Origin of the sequence: Mesorhizobium neociceri, assembly GCF_013520985.1 — a bacterium.
Classification (GTDB): domain Bacteria; phylum Pseudomonadota; class Alphaproteobacteria; order Rhizobiales; family Rhizobiaceae; genus Mesorhizobium; species Mesorhizobium neociceri.
In genome coordinates, this window is sequence record NZ_JACDTY010000012.1 from 72,945 (window position 1) to 94,889 (window position 21,945).

The 21,945-nt window shown below is 61.4% G+C and carries 20 protein-coding genes; 8 read left to right on the forward strand and 12 right to left on the reverse strand.

The annotated features are described in order from the left end of the window. Positions 1 to 125 precede the first annotated feature (125 nt). Genes H0241_RS22595 through H0241_RS22620 form a run of 6 tightly spaced genes read right to left on the reverse strand, consistent with a single transcriptional unit; the run spans position 126 to position 4,480 of the window. Positions 126 to 1,385, reverse strand: a complete 1,260-nt coding sequence (locus tag H0241_RS22595; protein WP_181060060.1) for an ABC transporter substrate-binding protein — start codon at positions 1,383 to 1,385, stop codon at positions 126 to 128. A 49-nt stretch (positions 1,386 to 1,434) separates the two neighbouring features. After that, a complete protein-coding gene (locus H0241_RS22600) occupies positions 1,435 to 1,863 on the reverse strand; it encodes a DUF4440 domain-containing protein (RefSeq protein ID WP_181060061.1) in 429 nt (142 codons plus the stop codon). Further along, complete coding sequence (locus tag H0241_RS22605; RefSeq protein ID WP_181060062.1) at positions 1,860 to 2,915, reverse strand: aldo/keto reductase; 1,056 nt, start codon at positions 2,913 to 2,915, stop codon at positions 1,860 to 1,862. Before H0241_RS22605 ends, H0241_RS22600 begins: the two co-directional genes overlap by 4 nt. Beyond that, on the reverse strand, positions 2,912 to 3,265 hold the full coding sequence (locus H0241_RS22610) for a TIGR04076 family protein (RefSeq protein ID WP_181060063.1): 354 nt from the start codon (positions 3,263 to 3,265) through the stop codon (positions 2,912 to 2,914). Before H0241_RS22610 ends, H0241_RS22605 begins: the two co-directional genes overlap by 4 nt. A 1-nt stretch (position 3,266) precedes the next feature. Next, the gene (locus tag H0241_RS22615) at positions 3,267 to 3,749 is read right to left on the reverse strand and encodes a DUF3830 family protein (RefSeq protein WP_181060064.1); all 483 of its coding nucleotides are present in this window, start codon (positions 3,747 to 3,749) and stop codon (positions 3,267 to 3,269) included. Then, positions 3,746 to 4,480: a GntR family transcriptional regulator gene (locus H0241_RS22620; protein ID WP_181060065.1), complete on the reverse strand. Its 735-nt coding sequence runs from the start codon at positions 4,478 to 4,480 to the stop codon at positions 3,746 to 3,748. The genes H0241_RS22615 and H0241_RS22620 overlap by 4 nt, the downstream gene beginning before the upstream one ends. A gap of 129 nt (positions 4,481 to 4,609) precedes the next feature. Here H0241_RS22620 and H0241_RS22625 point away from each other — a divergent pair, with 129 nt between their 5' ends. The 5 genes from H0241_RS22625 to H0241_RS22645 are packed head-to-tail and all read left to right on the forward strand — an operon-like array spanning position 4,610 to position 9,327. Next, positions 4,610 to 5,407, forward strand: coding sequence for an ABC transporter ATP-binding protein (locus H0241_RS22625; protein WP_181060066.1), 798 nt, complete (start codon positions 4,610 to 4,612; stop codon positions 5,405 to 5,407). Beyond that, the gene (locus H0241_RS22630; RefSeq protein WP_181060067.1) at positions 5,404 to 6,153 is read left to right on the forward strand and encodes an ABC transporter ATP-binding protein; all 750 of its coding nucleotides are present in this window, start codon (positions 5,404 to 5,406) and stop codon (positions 6,151 to 6,153) included. Before H0241_RS22625 ends, H0241_RS22630 begins: the two co-directional genes overlap by 4 nt. Then, a complete protein-coding gene (locus H0241_RS22635) occupies positions 6,150 to 7,058 on the forward strand; it encodes a branched-chain amino acid ABC transporter permease (RefSeq protein ID WP_181060068.1) in 909 nt (302 codons plus the stop codon). Before H0241_RS22630 ends, H0241_RS22635 begins: the two co-directional genes overlap by 4 nt. After that, positions 7,055 to 8,035, forward strand: coding sequence for a branched-chain amino acid ABC transporter permease (locus H0241_RS22640; RefSeq protein WP_181060146.1), 981 nt, complete (start codon positions 7,055 to 7,057; stop codon positions 8,033 to 8,035). The genes H0241_RS22635 and H0241_RS22640 overlap by 4 nt, the downstream gene beginning before the upstream one ends. Further along, the gene (locus tag H0241_RS22645; protein ID WP_181060069.1) at positions 8,032 to 9,327 is read left to right on the forward strand and encodes an NAD(P)/FAD-dependent oxidoreductase; all 1,296 of its coding nucleotides are present in this window, start codon (positions 8,032 to 8,034) and stop codon (positions 9,325 to 9,327) included. The genes H0241_RS22640 and H0241_RS22645 overlap by 4 nt, the downstream gene beginning before the upstream one ends. A gap of 194 nt (positions 9,328 to 9,521) precedes the next feature. Here the strand turns inward: H0241_RS22645 and H0241_RS22650 are convergent, their stop codons facing one another. Further along, positions 9,522 to 10,418, reverse strand: coding sequence for a LysR family transcriptional regulator (locus H0241_RS22650; RefSeq protein WP_181060070.1), 897 nt, complete (start codon positions 10,416 to 10,418; stop codon positions 9,522 to 9,524). Between the two features lie 291 nt (positions 10,419 to 10,709). Between H0241_RS22650 and H0241_RS22655 the strand changes: the two genes are divergently transcribed. Continuing rightward, positions 10,710 to 11,444 (forward strand): SDR family NAD(P)-dependent oxidoreductase, encoded by a 735-nt coding sequence (locus tag H0241_RS22655; protein ID WP_181060071.1) that lies wholly within the window; start codon positions 10,710 to 10,712, stop codon positions 11,442 to 11,444. A 41-nt stretch (positions 11,445 to 11,485) separates the two neighbouring features. After that, complete coding sequence (locus H0241_RS22660; protein WP_181060072.1) at positions 11,486 to 12,085, forward strand: NADPH-dependent F420 reductase; 600 nt, start codon at positions 11,486 to 11,488, stop codon at positions 12,083 to 12,085. Between the two features lie 17 nt (positions 12,086 to 12,102). Here the strand turns inward: H0241_RS22660 and H0241_RS22665 are convergent, their stop codons facing one another. From H0241_RS22665 to H0241_RS22685, 5 genes are all read right to left on the reverse strand, one after another. Next, entirely contained in the window at positions 12,103 to 13,650 is a 1,548-nt protein-coding gene (locus H0241_RS22665) for a putative bifunctional diguanylate cyclase/phosphodiesterase (RefSeq protein ID WP_181060073.1), read from the reverse strand. Continuing rightward, positions 13,651 to 14,205 carry a heme NO-binding domain-containing protein gene (locus H0241_RS22670; RefSeq protein WP_181060074.1) on the reverse strand — a complete coding sequence of 185 codons (555 nt, stop codon included), beginning with the start codon at positions 14,203 to 14,205 and terminating at the stop codon, positions 13,651 to 13,653. Between the two features lie 192 nt (positions 14,206 to 14,397). Beyond that, positions 14,398 to 14,700, reverse strand: a complete 303-nt coding sequence (locus tag H0241_RS22675; RefSeq protein ID WP_181060075.1) for a hypothetical protein — start codon at positions 14,698 to 14,700, stop codon at positions 14,398 to 14,400. 1,099 nt (positions 14,701 to 15,799) lie between these two features. Continuing rightward, on the reverse strand, positions 15,800 to 17,146 hold the full coding sequence (locus H0241_RS22680; RefSeq protein WP_181060076.1) for an HlyD family type I secretion periplasmic adaptor subunit: 1,347 nt from the start codon (positions 17,144 to 17,146) through the stop codon (positions 15,800 to 15,802). Then, the gene (locus H0241_RS22685) at positions 17,143 to 18,903 is read right to left on the reverse strand and encodes a type I secretion system permease/ATPase (RefSeq protein WP_181060077.1); all 1,761 of its coding nucleotides are present in this window, start codon (positions 18,901 to 18,903) and stop codon (positions 17,143 to 17,145) included. The genes H0241_RS22680 and H0241_RS22685 overlap by 4 nt, the downstream gene beginning before the upstream one ends. 1,279 nt (positions 18,904 to 20,182) lie before the next feature. Here H0241_RS22685 and H0241_RS22690 point away from each other — a divergent pair. Continuing rightward, positions 20,183 to 21,649 (forward strand): coiled-coil domain-containing protein, encoded by a 1,467-nt coding sequence (locus H0241_RS22690; protein WP_181060078.1) that lies wholly within the window; start codon positions 20,183 to 20,185, stop codon positions 21,647 to 21,649. Positions 21,650 to 21,945: the final 296 nt, after the last annotated feature.

Consider the following 21,945-nt stretch of genomic DNA (forward strand, 5'->3'; position numbering starts at 1 on the left):
TCTCGATCACCGGTTCGACGCGGGCCGGCGTGCTCGCGTGCACGGCAGACTCGGTGACGGCTGCTTGTCCGGCAACGATCTCCCTGGGATCGGATGGGGATCGCGCCGGACAAGCATATCAGCGCCTACTGCAGCTTTGCCTGCAACGCATTGACGTCGTCGGTCGTCATTTCGCCGTCGGTCGTCACCTTGCCGTCGACGATCTTCCACAGCCGGAACGGTCCGGTGATGTCGCCATATTTGTCGAAGGCGACCGGACCGATGACGCCTTCATAGCGGATCGGCTTGCCGTCCTTGATCAGGCCGAGCGCCTTGGCGAACTCGTCCTTGCCGGCAAAGATCGGCGCGCCGGCCGGGTCGACCGCCTTGTACATCGCGTCCTTGATCTTGGCCGGGTCCTCGGAGCCGGCAATGGCGATGGCAAGGCCGACAATGGCGCCGGCATCATAGGAACGGTCGGCTGCCGGGTTCGACGGCTCGATGCCGGAGAATTCCTTGTAGTTCTTCATGAAGTAGTCGGTGGAGGCCGTCGGGCTGGTGCCGGAAGAGGTGCCATAGGCATCCTTGAGGTAGTCGGCGCCGACGGATTCGATAAAGTCCGGGCTGTTCATGCCGTCATTGAGCAGGAATTTCTGCACGCCGCCCTGCGAAATCCAGGTGCGGGCAACCGTTGCGCCGTCGACCGGCGTGCTGACGAGGTAGAGCCCGTCCGGTTCGCCGCCCATTGCGGCTGTGACTTCCGAGGCGTAGCTCGACTGCTTTTCGTTGTAGGGCGTGTCGGAGACGATGGTGCCGCCGAGCGCTTTGTAGGCACGCGAGAATTCGGCCACCATGTTGACGCCGAAGTCGTTGTTGACGTGGATGATCGACAGCTTCTTGAAGCCCTTGTCGATGGCGTATTTGGCGGCAGCCACGCCTTGCAGCGCATCCGACGTGATGGTGCGGAAGAAGATGCCGTTGGTCTTGCCGTCACGGCCGAGCGTGGTCAGCGTCGGCGAGGACGAAGCCGGCGACACCTGGACGATCTTGGCCGGCCCGGTGACCGAGGTCAGGATCGGGATCGACACCGACGAGATGATGCCGCCAATGATCACCGGCACCTTCTTGACCTGCACCAGTTGGGTCGCGGCGTCGACCGCGATATTGCCCTGGCTCTGGCTGTCGCGCGTGTCGGTCACGAGATCGCAGCCGCGCACGCCGCCGGCTTCGTTGATGTCACGGAAGGCCATTTCGACGGACTTGGCGCCGGCCTGGCCGTACTCGCCGGCAGGGCCGGTCAGCTCCATGACCAGGCCGACGGTGATCTTGCAATCGGCGGCCTGCGCGGCGCCGGCCATCGTGACGAGGGCCAGTGCGGTCGTGAGTTGGAGTATCGTGTTTCTCATTGTTGTTCCCCTTGAGTTACTCGACTGGATTTTGATCTCTGGAGCCTGTTCAGCTTTCCGGCACCTGCAGCCAGGTTTCATGCAGGTGCCGCCATTCGACGCCGTTGGGCGCCGATGAACTGGTGGTGAAGACAGCACTGGACTGCCGGCGACTGTACTTGCCGGCGCGCAGTTGCGCCTCGATGTAGAAGACGACGATCGTGTCCGCGTCCTGCCAACCCGGCCTGATATCCTCGATCGATATGGCAAAACCGTCGTCGCAAGTGGCGCGACTTGTTCGGACATGATCGACAACCGCGTCGCGGTCGAGGATCTGGCCATTCGGCGCGACCATGGCGAAGCCTTCGCCCATGACAGCTTCGAAGCGGCCGAGCTCCACGGAGTTGGCTCGCGCGGCGGCAAACCAGTCGACGAAGAAGCGATGCAGATCGACGACCTCGGCGCTGGCACGCGAAAAAAGGGATGGTTCGCCGCTCATTTCTTCCCCGCATTGAGGTTGTAATGCATGATCGAGCCGTGGCGGCCATGACGGTCGCGCTCCAGCGTGTAGACGTCGCCCTCGAGGCCGGTGCCTTGTGCTATGACAGCAGCAATCCGCGCGCGATCGTCGGCGTCGAGTGCGACGTCCATGATTTTAGCATTGGCCAGCGCATGCGCCTGGTTGCGCGCGCCGACAATGACGGCCGCCACGTGTGGCTGGTCCAGCACCCAGGCCGAGGCGATGGTGGCGATGTCGACGCCGTGGCGATCGCCGACAGCTTTCAGTGCCTCGAGCAGGGACTGAAACAGCTCCCAGCCACCGAAATCGTCGATGATCAGCTTGTATTTGACCAACGAGCGGTTTTCGAGCGGTGTGGCCGGCTCGGCCACGCCGAGCCATTTGTCACTGAGGAAGCCGCCGGCCACCGAGCCGTAGCAGAGGAAGCTGACACCGTTCTTCGCGGCGAGGCCCGCCAGGCTGTTTGCCGGCCGCTGGTCGAGCACCGAGTATTGCAGCTGCTGGCTGACCAGCGGAATCCCCGCGGCAAGGATTTCGGCGAGCCGCGGCGTATCGAAGTTCGTGGTGCCGAGATTGCGTACCTTGCCTTCGCGCCGAAGCTCGTCGAGCCAACCCATCGCATCGACATAACGAGGCTGGTCATAATCCCACCAGTGAAACTGCACGAGATCGATCCGCTCGGTCTTGAGCCTGCGAAGCGACTGATCAACGATGCCCCTGATGTAGTCGCGGCTGATGCTTGCCAGTCGTTCGAGGTCGGGCACCAGCTTGGTGTGCACCTTCATCCTGGCCGCGACATCGAGACCGCGCTCGCTGGCCAGCCGCAGGCGCGCGGCGCCGATCAGTTCCTCGACGCCGGTGTAGATGTCGGCGCAGTCATAGGTCCAGATGCCGGCATCGAACGTGGCGATCAGGTCGGTTACCGCTTGGCTGCGGTCGATGGCGCCATGGCCGCCGGCGAGCTGCCAGCCGCCGCGGATGACGCGCGAGATTGTATAGCCGGGGCTGAGTTCGACGGTCCTAGCGCTCATCCCTTGTCGGTCTCCTTCGGAAGCGGCACGGCCGTGGTTTCGGCATGGCTGAACCGCCGCTTGGCCAACCTGACGATCCGCAGCCGGCTGGCGCAATTGGGATCGGGACAGGCGATCTCGGCATCCGAGGTCATCCAGTCATTTGCGTGCGTCGGGCGCTGCTTTGCCGCCAGCAGCGGCAACACAGCCGCAATCGAATAGATCGAGAAGCCCTGCCCAGGCGGCAGCGACAGCATCTCACCCTTGAGCTCGAAATAGTCGCCCGCCCGGGCGCCGCAATAGATCGGCTTGCCCTCGGGAATGACCGCCTCGACGCGCAGATCGAAAAGCTCGAAACTGTCGTCGGCCATGTCAGGTTTCCACTAGGCTGAAGGTGACGTCACAGGCGCCGTTGCGGCGGATGACGCCGCAGGCGGCGGCGAACTGATCGCGCTCTTCGGCAAGCACTTGCGCCACCACGCTGCCGGCCAGCCAGCCGATCGGGAACAGCAGCCGCGCCCCCTGCCCGTAGTACAGGCCGATATCGAAGATGGCATTGGGATTGCCGCCCCACATGCGTGGCGGCACATAGGACAGCACGATATCGCCCGGCTGCGGCGTCAGCGTCGCATTCTCTGGCGGCAAGGGCTGGGCATAGGCCTGGCCCTCGAGATCGGCTGACGGAACCGGGCACGAGATTTCCGGTCCCGTCCACATCGCATGGATGCCCGGGACGACGCGCGGGGCGGCGAGGTATGCCTGGAGAAAAGCCGCGTTTTCCGGCGCCTTTTCGGGCAGCAACGGCGCCGTCACGAAAAGCTTCGAGCGCGGCTCGGTGATCCTGATGCCGGTCATGTCCGGTCCTTCGCGGCGGCGGATTGAAGTTTGTCGCGCAGGAATGCAAACGGCCGGCTGATGTCTGCCACCAGTGCTTCGCGCGCCGCTTGCGCATCCTGTTTGGCAAGAGCCGCGACGATGCTACGATGATAGTGCGCAGTGTCGACCTCGCCGGCTTCAGAAAACGCGTAGATGGCGACGCGTATGCATGGTCCCGATTGAAGCCAGAGGCTTTCGATCATCGGGATCAGCACAGCCGAGCCGCAGCAGCGGTAGATCTCGAAATGGAAGCTCTGGTTGAGCGTCGCTTCGCGGTCGATGTCCTTCTTGTGCTTCAGCGCCCGCATCTCGTCCCACTCGCCAAGCATGGCTTCGATGGTGGCGATCTGGCGCGGCCCCATCCGCGTGGCGGCAAGCGCGATCGCTTCGCCTTCGATGAGGGAGCGCGCGCGCAGGAGGTCGTCGATTCGCTCCAGCGTGATCGGCGGCACACGCACGGAACGGTTGGGCAGCGCCTCCAGCGCCTTTTCCGTGATCAGCCGGCCGAGCGCCTCTCGCACCGGCATGGTCGAGGTGACCAGCGCATCGGCGAGACCGCGGATGGTCAGCACCTGGCTCGGTTCGAAAAGACCGCCGATCAGGGCCCGACGCAACTCCGAGTAGACACGATCCTGCACGGTCTCGCGGCCGACCGGCGTGAGCTGGGCCGCGATCGTTTCGTTGTTTCGCTCGATGGCAGCCTTTTGCATGGCATTCCCGGTCTTGGCCCGTTTTCGGCTTGCGGAGAAAATTAAAGCCGATTAGCGTGATCAAAGCAAGTGTGATCACAAATCAAAAAAAAATCAGAAGGCGGCAAAGACCGCTCGGCCAGAGGGTGCATGAGCGAGACAGCTGAACGGCAGGACGAAATCCGCGCACCGGTTCTGTCGGCGAGGAATGTCGTCAGGCGGTTCGGTGGCCTCGTCGCCGTCAACGATGTCTCGTTTGATGTCAAAGCGGGCGAAATCCTCGGCCTGATCGGACCGAATGGCGCCGGCAAGACGACAATGTTCGATCTGTTGGCGGGCAGCATATTGCCGACTAGTGGCGATATCCTTCTCAACGGCACGCGCGTCTCGGGTGAAGCCGCTCATCTGCGCATCGGTCGCGGCCTTGGCCGCACCTTTCAGATCCCGCGTCCGCTGCCCAATCTGACGCTGATCGAAAACATCATGCTGGCGGCACAGGGCCAGGCCGGTGAAAAGCTGCTCGCCAATTTCGTCACGCCGTGGCGCGTCGCGGCGCAGGAGAGAACGGCCAGAACAAAGGCACTCGAACTACTGGAGCTCGTCACCCTCACCCATCTCGCGCATGAGCCGGCGCGCGTGCTTTCCGGCGGCCAGCGCAAGCTGCTCGAACTCGCTCGCGTCATGATTGCCGACCCGGCGATCATCCTGCTCGACGAGCCGGCTGCCGGCGTCAACGCGACGCTGCTCGAAGTCATAATCGACCGCATCCGCGATATCAACGCGCGCGGCATCACCTTCCTGCTGATCGAGCACAACATCGACATGGTGACGCGGCTCTGCCACCGCGTCCTCGTCATGGCGAGCGGTCAGCTGCTCAGCGAAGGCACGGCGGAAGAGGTCGCCCGCGACCCGCGCGTCATCGAGGCCTATCTCGGAGGCGCCACATGAACGAGACCGTCCTCGACGTCCGCGATCTCGAAGCCGGTTACGAGCCCGGCGTACCGATCGTGCGCGGCGCCTCGATCACCGTCGGCAAGGGTGAGATCGTCGTCGTTCTCGGTCCCAACGGTGCCGGCAAGTCGAGCCTCATCAAGGCGATCGCCGGCCTCGTCCCGATCACCGGCGGCACGGCGTTTCTTGACGGCAAGGACATCACCGCCGCACCTGCACACACCATGGTTAGGCTTGGCCTAGCCTTCGTGCCGCAAACCGAAAACATCTTTCCGCTGATGTCGGTCGAGGACAATCTGAAGGTCGCCTGCGGCATTCTCGAGCGGCGCGAAATACCAGGCCGTATCGAGGAAATGTATGCCGCCTTTCCCGACCTCGTACGCCAGCGGCGGACCACCGCTGGCAATCTGTCGGGCGGACAGCGGCAGATGCTCGCCGTCGCACGCGCCCTGATCGTCCATCCCAAGGTGCTGGTGCTGGACGAACCGTCGGCCGGCCTGTCGCCAAAATTCGTCTCGATGGTGTTCGAGATGCTGGCCGGCATCCGCAAGTCCGGCGTCACCATCCTGCTTGTCGAACAGAACGCCAAGGCAGCCCTGGCCATCGGTGACCGCGCCTATGTGCTGGTCGAAGGCAAGGACCGGCACGAGGGTGTGGCGTCCGAATTGTGGAACGATCCGGTCGTCGCCGAACTCTATCTCGGCCAACGCCCTTCTCACGCCAGCAAGGGAGGAGCGGCATGAGCCTGCAATTCGTCGTCGACGGACTGCTGACCGGTTCGATGATCGGCCTCGGCGCCATCGGCGTGACGCTGACCTATTCGATCCTGCGCTTCTCCAACTTCGCCCATGGCGACTTCATGGCCTGGGGGACCTATGCGACGCTCGCGGTCGTCAGTGCCATCGGCGCTACCTTCGGCAAGGTAGCGCCGATCGCACCGCTGTCCTTCGGCTGGCCGCTGCTTGTTGCACTGGTCGTCGGCATGGCCTTCACCGCCGTGCTGGCGCTGCTGCTCGACAAGGTGCTGTTTTCGCGGCTGCGCTCGCAGGGCCAAGCCATCATCGTGGTGATGGCGAGCTTCGGCGCCTCGATGGCGCTGCGCAGCCTGCTCGAATTCACCTTCAGCTCGCGCCCGACCTATTTCAGCCGCGCAATCCAGATCGCCATGCCGGTCGGCTTCGGCATCCGCATCACGCCAGACCAGATCACGCTTCTGCTGCTGACCGCTGTGCTGGTGCTCGGCGTGCATCTTCTGATGACACGCACGCAGACCGGCCGCTCCATGCAGGCCTTGAGCCAGAACGCCGCACTGGCCCGCATCGTCGGCATCGACGTAGCCTCAGTGGTGCGCGTCACCTGGGTCATCGGCGGGGCGCTTGCCTGCGTCGCCGGCGTGATGATCGGCATTCTGGTGCAGATCCGCCCGTTCATGGGCTTCGACATGCTGCTGCCGATGTTTGCGGCCGCCATTCTCGGTGGCATCGGAAGCATTCCAGGCGCGGTTCTCGGCGGCCTGATCATCGGGCTCGCCGAAGCGGGCGCGGTACAGTTGATCGGCGCCGAATGGCGTGCCGCCGTCTCCTTCATCATCCTGATGGCGGTGCTGTTCGTGCGGCCGATCGGCCTGTTTGGTGTGAGGGAACGCTGATGGACCTGCTCGGCTATGGCGCCTTCTTCCTGACCACCGCGCTGATCTTTTCGCTGGTCACGCTGGGGCTCAATCTGCAGTGGGGGCTGACCGGGCTGTTCAATGTCGGCCTCGCCGGCTTCGTTGCCATCGGCGCCTATACCTCGGCGCTGCTGACCACACCGGACGATGCCGCCCGGCTCGGCGGCTTCGGCCTGCCGATCCTTGTCGGCTGGGCGGGCGCCATGGTCGTTGGCGGCATCGCCGCGGCACTTACCGGCATGGCGACGCTGCGTCTGAGATCCGACTATCTGGCGATCACCACTTTCGGCGTCGCCGTCGTCGTGCAGTTGGTCGCGCTCAACGCCCAGAAACTGACCGGCGGTCCGTTCGGCATCGGTTTCATCCCGCGCCCATTCGGCAGCCTTGCCGAGACGCCGCTGCTGTTCAACCTGTCGAACCTTGCCGTCGTCTCGGCGGTCACGCTGATCGCCTATCTCGCTCTGGAGCATCTGTCGCGCAGCCCGTGGGGACGCGTCTTGAAGGCGCTACGCGAGGACGAACGGGCGGCGATCTCGCTGGGCAAGAGCGCACGTTTCTACCGCGTCCAGGCCTTTGCCGTCGGCGGCGCCATCATGGCGCTTGCCGGTGCGCTGCAGGCGCATTTCACCGGCTTCATCGCGCCCGACAATTATCTGCCGATCCTGACCTTCCAGGTCTGGGTGATGCTGATCGTCGGCGGCTCGGGCAGCAATCTCGGCGCCGTCATCGGCAGCATCCTGGTGTGGGGAATATGGGCGGGGTCAGGCACGCTGACCAGCATCCTGTTTTCACCCGAACAGCAGGCGCGCGCCGCCTCGCTGCAGATCGTCGCCATCGGCGTCATGCTGTGCCTCATCCTGCTGATCCGGCCGACTGGCCTGTTCGGCGACCGGCCACGGCGGCCGAAGCCCGGCAAACAGACGAAGGCGGCCGGCGAGAGCGGGGCCGGATCATGAATGCCATGATCCGGCAAGAGGTGCATGGCATTTCGCTCTGGGATGCCGTCAGCCGCAACCGCCGCGACCGGGGCGCGCTGCACGGCGGGCTCGACGTCGACCTCGCGATCATCGGCGGCGGCTTTTCCGGCCTGTCGACGGCACTGCACGCAGCCGAGAAAGGGCTTTCGGTCGCCGTCCTCGAAGCCGAATTCATTGCCTGGGGTGCGACTGGCCGGAATGCCGGTTTGGTCGTGCCGAATTTCGCCAAGCGCGACCCTAACGACATCATCACCGAACTCGGACCCGAGCGCGGCGAAAGGCTGATCGACTTCGCTGCTGGAAGTGCTGACCTCGTCTTCGGCCTGATCAAGCAGCACGGCATCGAATGCGACGCGATGCAGAACGGCTGGATCCAGCCGGCGCATTCGCCTGCCGCACTGGAAAAGACAAGATCGCGCGCCGAGCAGTGGGCGGCGCGTGGCAGGCCGACTGTCACGCTCGACGCCAAGGCGGTCACGGAGCTCACTGGTATCAACGGCTATGCCGGCGGCTGGATGGACAAATCTGGCGGCGTCCTCAATCCGGTCGAGTATGCGCGTGGTTTGGCCGACGCCGCGGAGAAGGCCGGCGCACGCATCTTCGAGAAGACGCGCGTCGCCTCCATCGATCGGACAAAAGGTGGCTGGGACCTGAAGACCGCATCCGGCGCTGTGCGGGCGAGCAAGGTGGTGGTCGCCACCAACGCCTATGGTGGAGCGCTGAACTCCACACTGGCACGGACCTATATCCCGCTGAAGGTTTTCCAGATCGCCACCGCGCCGCTGCCGCGCGCCCTACGCGCCCGCCTGCTGCCCGGTGGCCAGGGCATTGGCGACACCAGGCGTAACCTCTTCACCTGCCGCTTCGACAGCCAGAACCGGCTGATCAGCGGCGGCATGCATGTCGTCGGCGCCGGCGCTGATACGCGCGTGCCGCAAACAGTCTGGCGACGGCTTGCCAGGCATCTCGATTTGCCTGACCTGCCGCCGCTTGCCTACAGCTGGACGGGCGTCGCGGCGGTGGCACCGGATTTCCTGCCGCGTCTCATCGACCTCGGCCCGGGCTTGATCGCCGGCTTCGCCTGCAATGGCCGCGGCATCGCCATGACCACGGCGATGGGCAAGGTGCTGGCGGACTGGGCGAGCGGAACGGATGCCCGGGACTTGCCGCTTCCCTTCGCGCCGCCATCGCCGATCCCGTTCCACGACGTGGTGCGCTACGCACCGAACGTGCTGCTTCCCTGGAGCATGCTGCGCGACCGGCTGGATTAGACGGCCAAGCCACTAACGCCATGAGCGCACAAAGCTGTTCCTGTCGCAGATCCTGCACTGACGGAAGCGTGCGCTTCGATAAGCAGTCGCGCGGGTTGTTGGTTGTCATCTATCCTGGATCGAGGCCCCAGCGGCGTGCGCTCCAACGTCTTGGGCTGCAAGAGGCTGGGCGCCCGCCGGCGACCTGCCGGGCGTCAGTCGCGCGATATGGACAGCCCCGCGAGAAGCGGAGCGTAAGCGGCGAGCCTGCGGGATACGAACTCCGTGAAGAGCCGCACGCGCTTCGTCTTGCGTGTGTCCCCCTGCGTGAGAAGCCAGAGCGTTCCGTACATGTGCAGGTCGGTGCCCGGCACCCTCACCAGTAGGGGGTCGGCATCTCCGACGAAGCACGGCAGTGTCGTGATCCCGAGCCCTTGCCGTACAGCAACGATCTGCGCCTCGGCGTCCGTGGTCCTGAATGGAACCCCCGTGGTGCGAACCTCACCCTCGCTGGCCCAATCCGGAATGCCATGAATGCTTATGACGATCCACCGGATGGGATCAGGCGCGCCCGCACGCCACGCGGCTAGTCGATCGCGGGACATGTAGACGCCGCCGAACACCTCCGGTCCCTTCAGGCCGTGAAGATTGAGCGGCAGGGTTTTGCGGTCGTAGACGACGCGGATCGCCACGTCGGCCTCTCGGTTGGTCAGATTTGCCAGCTCGCCGGACGACAGGATTTCCATCTCGATGTCGGGATGCAGACGCGCGAAATCGGCGAAGTCCGGCATGAGCAAATGTGTCGCGAGGGGCGGAGCCAACGTTACCCGCAGAAGCCCGCGCACGCTCTGGTCGCGGCCGAAGACGCGCGTCTCCAGCTGGTGCGACGACGCTTCCATCTGGTTCGCGAGCTCGAGGACCTCCTCGCCCGCAGCCGTCAGGCGGTAGCCCGAAGGCAGCTTTTCGAACATCTGCGCCCCGAGGCGTTCCTCGAGCTGGGCGATGCGCCGCAGCACGGTTGAATGATTCACCCCGAGGTGCGCGGCGGCAGCCCGCACCGAGCCTCCGCGTGCGACGGCAAGAAAGTAGCGAACGTCATCCCAGTCGATCATGGTGCAATCCCGCACCGTCCGGTGCGCCTTCCAATGCCCGTGTCCAACACATCAAACAGCATCTCGTATGTGGGTGGCGCGGGGCGATCATCATAGCCTATCCCGACAAGCGCGGCGCAATTCCGAGCGGCGGACGCCGATTGTCGCGGCTGCGTCAGCCGTCCAGCCGGATCGATTTCGCACCACCGATGTGCGCGCTTCCGCACTCAACGCCTGGCCGCGGCGAACCTACTTCGAGGCTCTCGGGGGACTTCCCCGAACGATCAACGACAGAGCCTGAAAGGAACGGTCATGGGAAAGCTAAACGGTAAGGTTGCAGTCATCACGGGTGGCTCCAGCGGTATGGCGCTGGCGAGCGCCAAGCGGTTCGTTGAAGAAGGCGCCTATGTTTTCATCACGGGCCGGAGACAGGAGGCGCTGGACGAGGCCGTCGAGCTGATCGGCCGGAACGTGACCGGCGTGCGCGGCGACGCGTCCAATCTCGACGACCTCGACCGCCTGTTCGACACGGTCAAGCGGGAAAAGGGCAAGATCGATGTCCTGTACGCGAGCGCCGGCACGGGCGAAGCCGTCCCACTGGGCGAGATTACCGAGCAGCATTTCGATGCGGCCTTCGGCCTGAATACGCGCGGCACGCTGTTTACGGTTCAGAAGGCGTTGCCGCTGTTCAACGATGGCGGATCGATCTTCATGACCGGGTCAGTTGCTTCGATCAAAGGTTTTCCTGGTTACAGCGTCTATGCGGCGAGCAAGGCGGCGTTGCACGCATTCGCACGCGGGTGGCTCAACGAACTGAAGGGCAGGAATATCCGGGTGAACGTACTGCACCCAGGGCCGATCGCCACACCGATGCAGGACCAAGTTCTCACCGAAGAGGCGAAGCAGATGTTCGAATCCCTGATCCCGCGGGGAAAGATGGGGCGTCCTGAGGAAATTGCGGCGGCCGCGCTGTTTCTTGCTTCAGACGATTCGAGCTTCGTGAATGGGGTGGAGTTGTCTGTCGACGGCGGCTTCTCGGCCATCTGAACGACCGGGGAATCAATATCAACACGGATCGGAGAAGTATTATGAGCTATGCGATTGTAGGATTCGGTAAGATAGGCCAGGCCCTCGCCCACGCCTTCGCCCGTAAAAATATCGACGTGACCGTCGCGAGCCGCCGGCCGCCCGAGGCGTTGGCGCCGCAGGCTCGGGCGATTGGACCCACGGTCGTCGCCAAGTCGCTACGGGAAGCACTCGAGGCCGACACAATCATCTTGGCGGTCCCTTTCGGGGAGCATCGCGAGGTTGCGCAAGCCCTGCCGAGCTGGGAAGGCAAGACGGTCATCGACGCGACGAACGCGTTTCCTGTCCCTGAAGAACTGGACGGCCTCCCGTCCTCCGCCTTCGTCGCGAAGGCGTTCACCGGCGCCAAGTTCGTGAAAGGCTTCAATCACTTGATTGCAGCCACCCTGGCTGCCGATCCGATCGTCGAGGGCGGGCACCGGGTCGTCTTTCTGTCGAGCGACGACGAGGATGCGATCGCTCCCGTGGCGGCCTTAGCCAAACAACTCGGGTTCGCACCCGTCAAGCTGGGAAAGCTCAACGAGGGTGGCGCGCTGGTGCACGCACGCGGCCGCACTTGGGGCCAGCTCATCTTCCAGGATTTGTTCAAGAAGGTGCCGTAATCGATCTACGATCGTACTCACGCCCGGGACGCGGGCTTTCTTTGGGTGGTATGCATCGGATTCAAACCGGCCTCAAGATATTGCTTGGTCTCACGCAAGGGCATCGGCCTGCCAAACAGATATCCCTGCTGGACGAAACAGCCGCAACTGGTCAGCCTGAGCGCCTGGCTTTCGGTTTCAATGCCTTCTGCAATGATACCCAGGTTCAGGGCCTGTGCGAGTTGAACGATCGCTTTGACCACGGCTTCGGCCTGTCCGTCGGAGCTGATGTCCCTGGCAAAGGAGCGATCGATCTTGATAACATCCAACGGCAATCGCCTGATGTATGAAAGGCTTGAATAGCCCGCTCCGAAATCGTCGAGGGCAATTCGGATGCCCAGCGCGCGAAATTGTGAAAGCCGCTCCTCCGCCTGCTCGAAATCAATGAGCAGCAGGCTTTCCGTGATTTCAAGCTGAAGCGCCGAGGGCGGAAAGCGATGACTGGCCAACGTCGCGGCGATCTGCTCGACCACCGAGGGCGAACGCAAGTGGCGCGTCGATAGATTGACCGACACATAGTCCAGACGACCTTCGCGAATGAGCGGATACATCTCCTGGCAGCAGCGATCGATCATTGCCTGGCCGAGTTCAACGATCAACGAACTTTCCTCAGCCAACGGGATGAACAGGCCGGGAAGAAGGAGCCCGCGCTCGGCATGCTGCCATCGTGCAAGCGCCTCCACCCCGACGATCCTGTCGCTCTGGGTAGAGATAATCGGCTGATACCAGGGTTCGATCTCTCGCGCCGCTACGGCGCTGCGCAATTCTGTTTCCAGGCCCTGGCGGTGCTCAAGCTCGGCCGCCATCGTTTCGTCAAATTCCATCCATGTCGAGCGCCCCGCTGACTTGGAGCGGTACAGAGCTATATCGGCGAAGCGCTGCAGCGTTGGCGAATCGGTGGCGTCACGGGGGAAGCTTGCAAAACCGACCGAGCAACTGACGACCAATTGCAGCCGGCCACAATCGATAGGACCGCTCATGGCCTCCATGACCTTCGCTGCGATCTCCCGGGCACGTTCGCCATGAATTGGCGTCACGCAGATGACACCGAACTCATCGCCACCCAGCCGGCCGGCCACCTCCTGCTCCTTGCAGATTGCCCGCAACCGGTCCGCAACGCCCAGCAGCACCGCATCGCCCACGGCGTGACCGTAATTGTCGTTGATCTCCTTGAACCGGTCGAGATCTACAAACAGAAGTTGCACCGACCCGCCCTGAAGCTGAGCCGCGCGGATAGCCGCGTCCAGGTCGCGAGCGAAACTGAACCGGTTGGCGAGCGTGGTCAAAGGATCGCGCTCCGCGAGGAACATGGCCTGCTGGCGCGCGACCTCCAATTCGTGCGTGCGGTCGAGGACTCGCATTTCGAGATCGTTGGCCAGCACAGTCAGGTGGCTGTTGGCATGGTAGAGCTCAAGCGATTTCGCCTCGAGCAGCCATTCGGCCTCTTCGCGTGCTTTCCGTTCGCGTTGGAGACGCCGTTCGAGACGCGCAACGCGGTCCTCGGAATGATCCGTTTCCGAGAGCATTTAAGCTATCGCACCGGTCTTCTGGATCGAAAAACGAACGAATTTCTCGCCACCGTTTTCGTGGGAGCTTCGCTCTATCCGCACGGTCTCACCGTAGATATGAGCCGCTCCAAGAATGAGGCCGGAGGCAAGCGCCTCGAAGGGACGGCTGCTGCGATAGTCAAGGTTCATTGCCCCATCACCTATGCGCTCGGCCCGAAATTCGGGCAGCTCGGCATCGGGATAGAGCTTACGCACCTCCACATGGATGTGCCTATCGATGCTTTCGAGGAAATCAAAGAGGGTGGCCGCCGTCTTGAAGAAGTCCGGGAACGAAGACTTGAACCGCCCGATCAAATGCTGGCCGAATAAACCCAGCAACTCGTTTGCCGGCGTGTGGCTTTGCGCGGCCAATGTGGTGACGAGAGATTGCATCTCCTTGTGGTCATAAGTACCCACCGCGGTGTAGGCGCCCCCACTCGGCAGAACGGAAGCCTCTATGAGGTCATCAACCGCATCCGCCCCAAAAGTCTGTTCCACAAAGCCCAGCAACTCGGTGAACACCATACCCTTCATATTGCCTTCACTCCCCCCAATGGACGGCCCGCTTCTGAGCCTAGGCCACAGTATAGAATGTATAGTTAAGGGTATAATTAAGAATGAAAAAACCAACGCCCATAGGTTGTCTCTCTTCGTAACGCTGTTCGTTTCGCGGCAAATCGTACAGCAAGTCGCGAGGTATAAGAACTGGCCTTCGTCGCAAGCAGTTCACATCCAGCGCATCAGACGGTTTTGAAAGACGGTTTGCGAGGCCAGTTTGCTCGCAATGGTCCGGGATTGAAGCACATTGCGAGGCGGCAGTGGGCAAGATGGGGCGATGACTTCAATCGTGCTTGCTCGACCGAGGTCAATTGATGGCAGACGGTGGAGTGAGGGATCGCCTCGACGTGCGCTCGATACGATCATCGCCGCCATCGCGGTAGCCAACCACGGCATTGTCGTGACCGACAAGACTTCCTCGACATAAGTATCGTCAACCCGATCAAGGACCGCGGCCAGCGGAAATGACACCAGCCGCTGTCTACGGATCGCCGCGAGACAGTCGGTCCCACGCCGCGACGCCACTACCCCTGTCCGTCAGCACAGACTTCCGTGTCTCGAGCTTCGCCCGCGTCCCAGCCTTCGCCCATGCCGGAACATGCTAAAGTACCGTCAGCGCGGAACGTCATCTGTGGGCGATTTTCTTTACATGTTTCAGAATGTTGGGCTGAGAAAAGTACCGTCAACCCCGAAAATCCGGGACGGTACTTTTCTCGAATGTTGAACCGCGCATGAAAAGTACCGTCAAAAAGTACCGTCAAATTGATCTGCTAGCCTTTAATTCCAGCGTGCCCCTGGTTTGCAGAGGTCAAAAAAATCAGTGACTTAGACAGTCAATGGCTTCAGTTGATGATGTAGATCCGATTGTGAATGAGATAAACTGCAAATCGTTGTTTTTTCTACGAAAAACTACGCCGGAGCACTCCAGACTACGCTAACCCCTCACTCCCACTCGATTGTTCAAACAGCATATAACCCATTGAAATTGCTGTCAAATATTTCTTATTGCCACGAAACGACCGACACCAGAACCGTCAAAAAATTACGCATTTGATTTTAAAGGGAAAATCGCCACGAAAAATATTTCGAGGTTTCAGCAACTATCGAGACCAATCGGACGATTTTTGCACTTTTCGGGCTTTCGACGAGGCGTGTCTGCCGTCTCGAAAAGTACCGTCACCCGCTACAAATAGGGGCATTTTTCATCGCGAAATCAATGGTCATGGTAGGCCCGGAGGACATCATATAGATAGGCCAAAATCAGAAAGCTTCCCGAGGCGTTCCGCATGGTTCCGCCACACGGATAGGGATTTGACTTCTTCTACCCCCGCGTCGCTCGATGACGATCGGCAAATCAAGACCCGCCTGCAATCGCAGACCTTGCTCAGTCCAGCGGCCGAACCTGCGGCATAGCGGCGGCGAGCGACCGCTCGAAAGCATCGATCAGTGTATCGACCTGGGTTTCGGTAATAATCGGCGGCGGGCAGAAGGCAATCGCATGGAGCGGGCGCCGATCAATCCGGCGCCCGCTTCACATCTGAAATTTGCGATATCCAGGAGGCGGGCGGGCCTACCTCTCCCGGAAGGCGCGCTGGAACGAATCCACCAGGGGCTTGGTCAGATAAGCCAGAAACGTTCGCTCGCCGGTTGAGATGAATGTTTCGACCGGCATGCCTGGATAGATCTGCTCGGGCCTGATCTGCGGCGGCAGCTTGTCGGCCATTTTAAGCCGGACGGTGAAGTAAGGCAGTCCCGTGCTGGGTGTTATCAGCCGGTCCGCCGAAATGTAGAACACCTTTCCGGGCACTTTCGGCGTCGTGCGCGCATTGAGCGCCGTGAACATCATATTTGCGTCCTGCCCCACCCGGATTGAGTCGATATCTTCGGGCTTTATCCTGGCCTCGACAATGAACTCGTTCGTGGTCGGCAGAAGCTCCATCACAACCTCCCCAGCACGGATGACGCTGCCTTGGGAATTGTAGAGCGATCTAACGATGATGCCGTCCACCGGCGCCCGGATGGTCGTCCGGTCCAGAACCGATCGGCCAGCGTTGATTTGTTCCTCGAGATCCGCGACCTGCGCCCGTGCTTTGTTCAATTCCATGACGGCATCCTCGACCCGGCTGGTTGTAAGCCGTTCAATCTGCTGACGCGCTTCCACAGTCTGCGTCGCCGAGCTAGCGATCTGCGCTTCCAGAGACCCTGCCTGGCCTACCAACTCGGCGGTGCTGCGCAGAAGATCGGTGTATTCCGAACGATTTGTGAGTCCTTTTTCCAGCAGGTCTTTTTTTCGCTCCGTCTCCCCGTTGACGATCGCAATTTGATTTTCCGCTGCCTTCTTTTGAGCCCTTAGCCCGACAATCGCGTCCTGGAGGGCCATTACCCTTTGCTTCAGAATCCCCTGTTCTGCGGCATAGCGCGCCAACCGAGCCTGAAATTCCTTATTTTGCTCTCCGAAGACATCGCTGTATTCGGAAGCGTCTGAATAGGATCCGAGATCGCTGGGCAAGACAATCTTCTCGAGGCCGTCCCGCTCTGCCTCAAGCCGCGCAATGTCAGCTTTTTGGGCAACCCATTGCTTGAGAACGCGGTTGAGCTGGGACTGCGCTACCGTCGGATCGAGCACAATCAGGGCCTGGCCTCTTGAGACCTTGTCGCCCTCTCGGACCTTGATGCTGCTGACCACGCCTCCTTCGAGGTGCTGGATCATGACATTTTGCCCTGCCGCTGCTACCACGCCTGGCGCGATCGTTGCTCCTGCAATCGGTGCAGTGGCTGCCCAGAATCCGAAGCCGAGCAAGAAAAGGGCCACGCTTGCATACCCCGCCAGCGTGATCCGATCGGTGCGTGTATCGACGTCACGTTGCCAGCGATACGTATTGGCGCCCGTCTGGATGGTTTGGCTACGAACCGTCATTGGCGACCTTTATCTCCACGCGTGTAGGTAACGGGAAAAGGCACCACTCCTTCGTTGTCACGTGACTGGGAAGCTGCGGGCGATGTGGCTTGCCCCTGTCGCTCGGCAAGTTTGTCGAGCACGGCCTTGGTCGAACCATCGATCTCGACCTGGCCATTGCGCAGCATAAGTATGCGATCGCATTTGGCTGCGAGGGAAGGCCGGTGGGTGATGACAAGCACGGTCGTTTTTCGTGAACGTGCCTGGATGATCGCGCGCTCGAGCGCGGCTTCGCCATAGGTGTCAAGATTTGCATTGGGCTCATCGAGCACCAGGATCTTGGGATCGCCGTAAAACGCGCGCGCAAGGCCGATGCGTTGACGCTCACCGCCTGAGAGGCGAACGCCAGCGGGGCCGATCACAGTCGAGTATCCGTTCCTCTGCCCCAGGATGAGCTCATGCACCTGCGCCTGTTGGGCCGCCCGGACTAACTTTTCGTCAGGTGCGTCCGGCTCAAAGCGCGCAATGTTCTGGGCGATTGTTCCTGGGAAGAGTTCGACATCCTGCGGAAGGTAGCCCATATGCCGGCCGAGCTGCTCGGGATTCCAGTTTCGAATATCGCCGCCATCGATGCGGATCGCGCCAGAACGGGGTTGAATGGCACCGACGATAAGGCGCGCCAGCGTCGATTTTCCGGCTTGGCTTGGGCCGACGATTGCGACGGTTTCCCCAGCGGGGACCTCGAAGGTCACCCGCTTTATGAGCGGCAGCGCGCCGTCGGCCGATCCAGGAAGATGATAAACTATCTGATCCGCGCTCAACGCTCCTTCAGGGGCGGGCAATGCTATGCTTTCCTGCTTGTCCGGCCCGGATCGGGAAGCCGAAAGCCTCTTCCATGCAAGATTGGCGTCGGTGATCTGCCGCCAGCTTCCAACGATTTGATCAAGAGGTTGCAAAGCGCGCGCGGAAATCATCGAGGACGCAAATATCATCCCGGCGGTCATCTCGTTGTGCAGAACCAGATAAGCGCCGACGCCTAGTATCGCGATTTGCAGTACCGATCGCGTGGTGCGAGATACACCGCCATAAAATGCGTTGATGCGAGCGAGCCGATCCGAGGCGTGCAGCGAGCCGGAAAAACGGGCGCCCCAGAACTCTATCGCGTTGGACACCATGCCGAGTGCACGGACCGTTTCGAAGTTTCGCGCGAAGGCCTGCGCCGAATTCATTGAGGCACTGAGATTCTCCGCCGCCTCGTTGCCGGGCCGCGAACTCGCGACCTGATTCAGCACGGCAATGGACACCATGAGAACCGCTCCGATTACCGTTACAAGGAAGAGCAACGGGTGGATGAAATAGAGGAGGCCCACGAAGATCGGCCCGAAGGGAAGGTCGAAGAGAAAGAAAATGGTTCGTGAAGCGATGAACACCCGCAGGGTGGCCAAGTCGCGTAAGGCCTGGACATCGCCGAGCCCAGCTCGGGGGCCGCTCATTGCGGCGAGAAAAGACGATGCACCAAACGCAACATCGAGCCGCGCGGCGAGCCGGCTCGCGTATATCCCCCGAACGACTTCGAGCACTCCGAAGAGCAAGAGCGACGAAAGCGCAAGTAAGGTCAGGTAGGTGAGAGTGTCCAGATTGGCTGCAGGCAAAACCCGATCATATACCTGCAACATGTAGAGGGGCAGAATCAACACCAGGGTGTTCATCACCGCGGAGAAGAGGCCCATTTCGGCCACGCTTCTCGATAGCACCGTTCTGTTCGAATAATTGGGCATCCCGAACTTGCCCCTCGGACAAGCGATCATATTAGACAAGTTTTATATATCATGCGGGTTGGTCACGCTATCGGTTGCGCATCTTTTGATAGCCATGGTGAGACAGCCAGCGCAGCTGAGGCCTCACATCATGGTGAAGCCCTTGCGACTCTGCTGAAGATCACAAAGCATGAGCATCACGTTGCGATAGCACCCGTAGAGGAGTTGCGTTCACGTCAGTGCCACGGAGACAAGACGCTAGGGTGTTGAGGATCCCAACCGTCCTGCCCGGAGTTGCTCCCGCACTCGCCCGCGACACTTTTGCCTCCCTTGCCGGCTGAATCGAGCTCGCGCTACTTCTGGGGCGCATTGCTCCAAGCCGGCGTTCGGACATTCGAATTTCAGCCCACGATGTACGATGTCTGGGCGAGCTCTGGTTCAGCCACAGGCGCGCCACGTACCCGGCAGCGATATGCGCCTTCATGCTGGGCTAGACCTGGAGGCCATGCGCCCCCTGTACGGCTTACTGCCCGCGCACAACCAGCCAAACAGATGCTAGCCGGGTGAGTGGGCCGACGATCACGCCAGCCCAGGTGGTGGCGTGCTGTCGGCGGTCTTTGCATTCTTGGCGGATCATATTTTGGACTTCAGAGTAACCAAGTGGCGTCAGGATCCAGCTGTTAAGCTGGGACGATTTCCTCCACATTGGGTCCTTGTCGCCCGCGTAGCCAATCGGGATATTGAGGCGATCCGCCTTCCGGACTAGTCGCCGCGTTTTTATCTCCGCAATCTGTTCATAGTATAGCAGCGTTTCCCAATAATGTCGGTACTCCGCCTGTTCCCGCTCCCTAGGCGTGCAAGCATTTGCCAGGTCGACGTTATAGGCGTGGTCGAGTGCCCTAATGGTTCGCCGATATACCCCAACTTCCAACAACTCTTTGATTTGTAGCGGTATCATACGGCTCCCCTGCCTGCGCAAAAAGGAACGCTACGACCTCATATGGCATTCAGTCCATTCCACCACTTGGATGAGCTCACAACGCAAAAGAACTAGGATGAAGTAAAATTTTTTGCATTTGAACGGCGGCCTCCACACCTGTTGATCAACTCATGGACTTGCGCCGGCGTGATACCCGTTCTGATGGGCGAAATGCCTAAGCCCCGCTGCCGGAGATTCGGCCCAGATCACGAGGATAAAGATCCTGGCAACGGGGGGCTTCCCCTGCGCAATCAGCGGATGTAAGGGTATATTAGCAATTCGTTAAGTTCCTGTTGGAGTTTGCGTAAGGGGAGTTCGGTCATGAACTTCAGAGGCCTGATCAAGCGTGCTGAAGACGTAGACAAAGCAATTCAGGACCTGCAGACCGATTTGGCGGACGCGCTGGATGCAAGTCTCGACGCCGAAGAGTTGATGCCGCCCAAGAGCGACGATGTCCCGGAATCCGCGGCGAGATCTGGTGACGGGCCACCCCAAGCCGATGCGGCAAATGGCGATGGTGCGACGAACGCGGACAGTGCGGGCGATGCAGACAGTTCCGAAGCGGCGCCACGCCTGACCGCCCATACCCAGACCCGACTGGCGGCATTGAGTGCCTTTGAAGGGCTCTTCCATGACGCCAGGAACTATCTGGAGGAGATCAACGACAAGCTGTCGGAGATCGGCACCTCACACCATTTGACGCGCGAATTCCTCAACATCCTCCACAACGACATTCTTCGCGCCAACGAGCTGGAGGTTGCAAATGCCGGTCTGGCCGCCGAACAAAGGACGCTGTCGGAAAAGCTGCACGACGCGGTGAGAAAGCTGCGCGAGCGTGAAGGCGCATTCGAAGCGCTGCAACAGCGCGAGACAAGCCTGGTTCAGGACCGGGAGGCGCTTCGTGCAGCGCTTGCCGCGACAAGGCTGGAACTTGTGGAGACAGCCAATGCGAGCGCAAAACGCGAGGCGGAGTTCGGCGACATCGCCAAGCGGCTGACCGCCAGGACGGTCGAGGCCAACAGGCGCTTGCGCGAGAGCAAGATGCTGCGGGAAAAGCATGTCAGCCTGTCGATCGAGCTCGACAAGGCGCTGAAGCGGGAATCCCAGGCGCGCCACAGGCTCGACGAGCTCTCGACGATCCATGCCAGCGAAGCGGCGCGGCTTGCGGAGCTGCTGGCCGCGCTCGGCAAGAGCGAGAAAGAAGAGATGCGGCTCCAGAAGGCATTTGAGGCCGCACAGGCGAAGCTGACGGAAACAACCGAAGCGGCCCGCCTGATGGAAGGCGACAAGGAAGCCGAGCTGGCTCGCAGTCAGGCGGAAATGCGCGGGTTGGGATCGGAGATCCAGAATCTGCAATCGCGACTGGAGCAAACGTCGAACGAGAACAGCGAGGCCGCCAACGAGATCGCCAGGCTCAAGGGCGAATTGAACGACACCCTGGCCGAAAAGAAAATCGCCGATGAAAGGTTGTCCGCGCTCACCCAGGACAACGAAAACGACAAGATGAGTCTTTCGAAGGTGAACGCCAATCTTTCACAGCTTGCGCTGCAACAGGCATCCGAACAGATACAGTTCGACGTCCAGAGGCAGGAGTGCGAGGATCTCAAAGCCGAAATCGTGTCACTCAATGCCCGGATCAAGGAACTGCTGCCCTACGAGCGGCTCCATAAGGCCACCAGCGGTAGACCGCGCGAGGACGGGGTGGTCGAGATAGCCGGGTTGATGGCGAAGAAAGCACGGACAACGGGCAGGCGGCGCATCCGCAGGAATGTCAGCGCCGCTTCGTAACTCGCTTTCTGATTTTCCAGCGTGTCCGCGACGTCGCTTCGCACGCGCTCCAGAGGTGGCAAGGACGACAGTGCCACGATGGGAGGCCGGCACCTCACCCGGAGAGTAAACCAATGGGGCACCGGCCAGGCGGATCGACAGGTCCGCCGCGCAGCCAAGGTAGCGTGCGTCGGCACTGCAGGGCATTGGTGCGATCACGGAAAGTGCAAGCGACAATCCCCTGGTCTTCTGATTCGAACCCTTGCGGGAACGTTCAGCCGGCAGGCTGCAGACGCGTCCGGGACGCAATCGCGGGC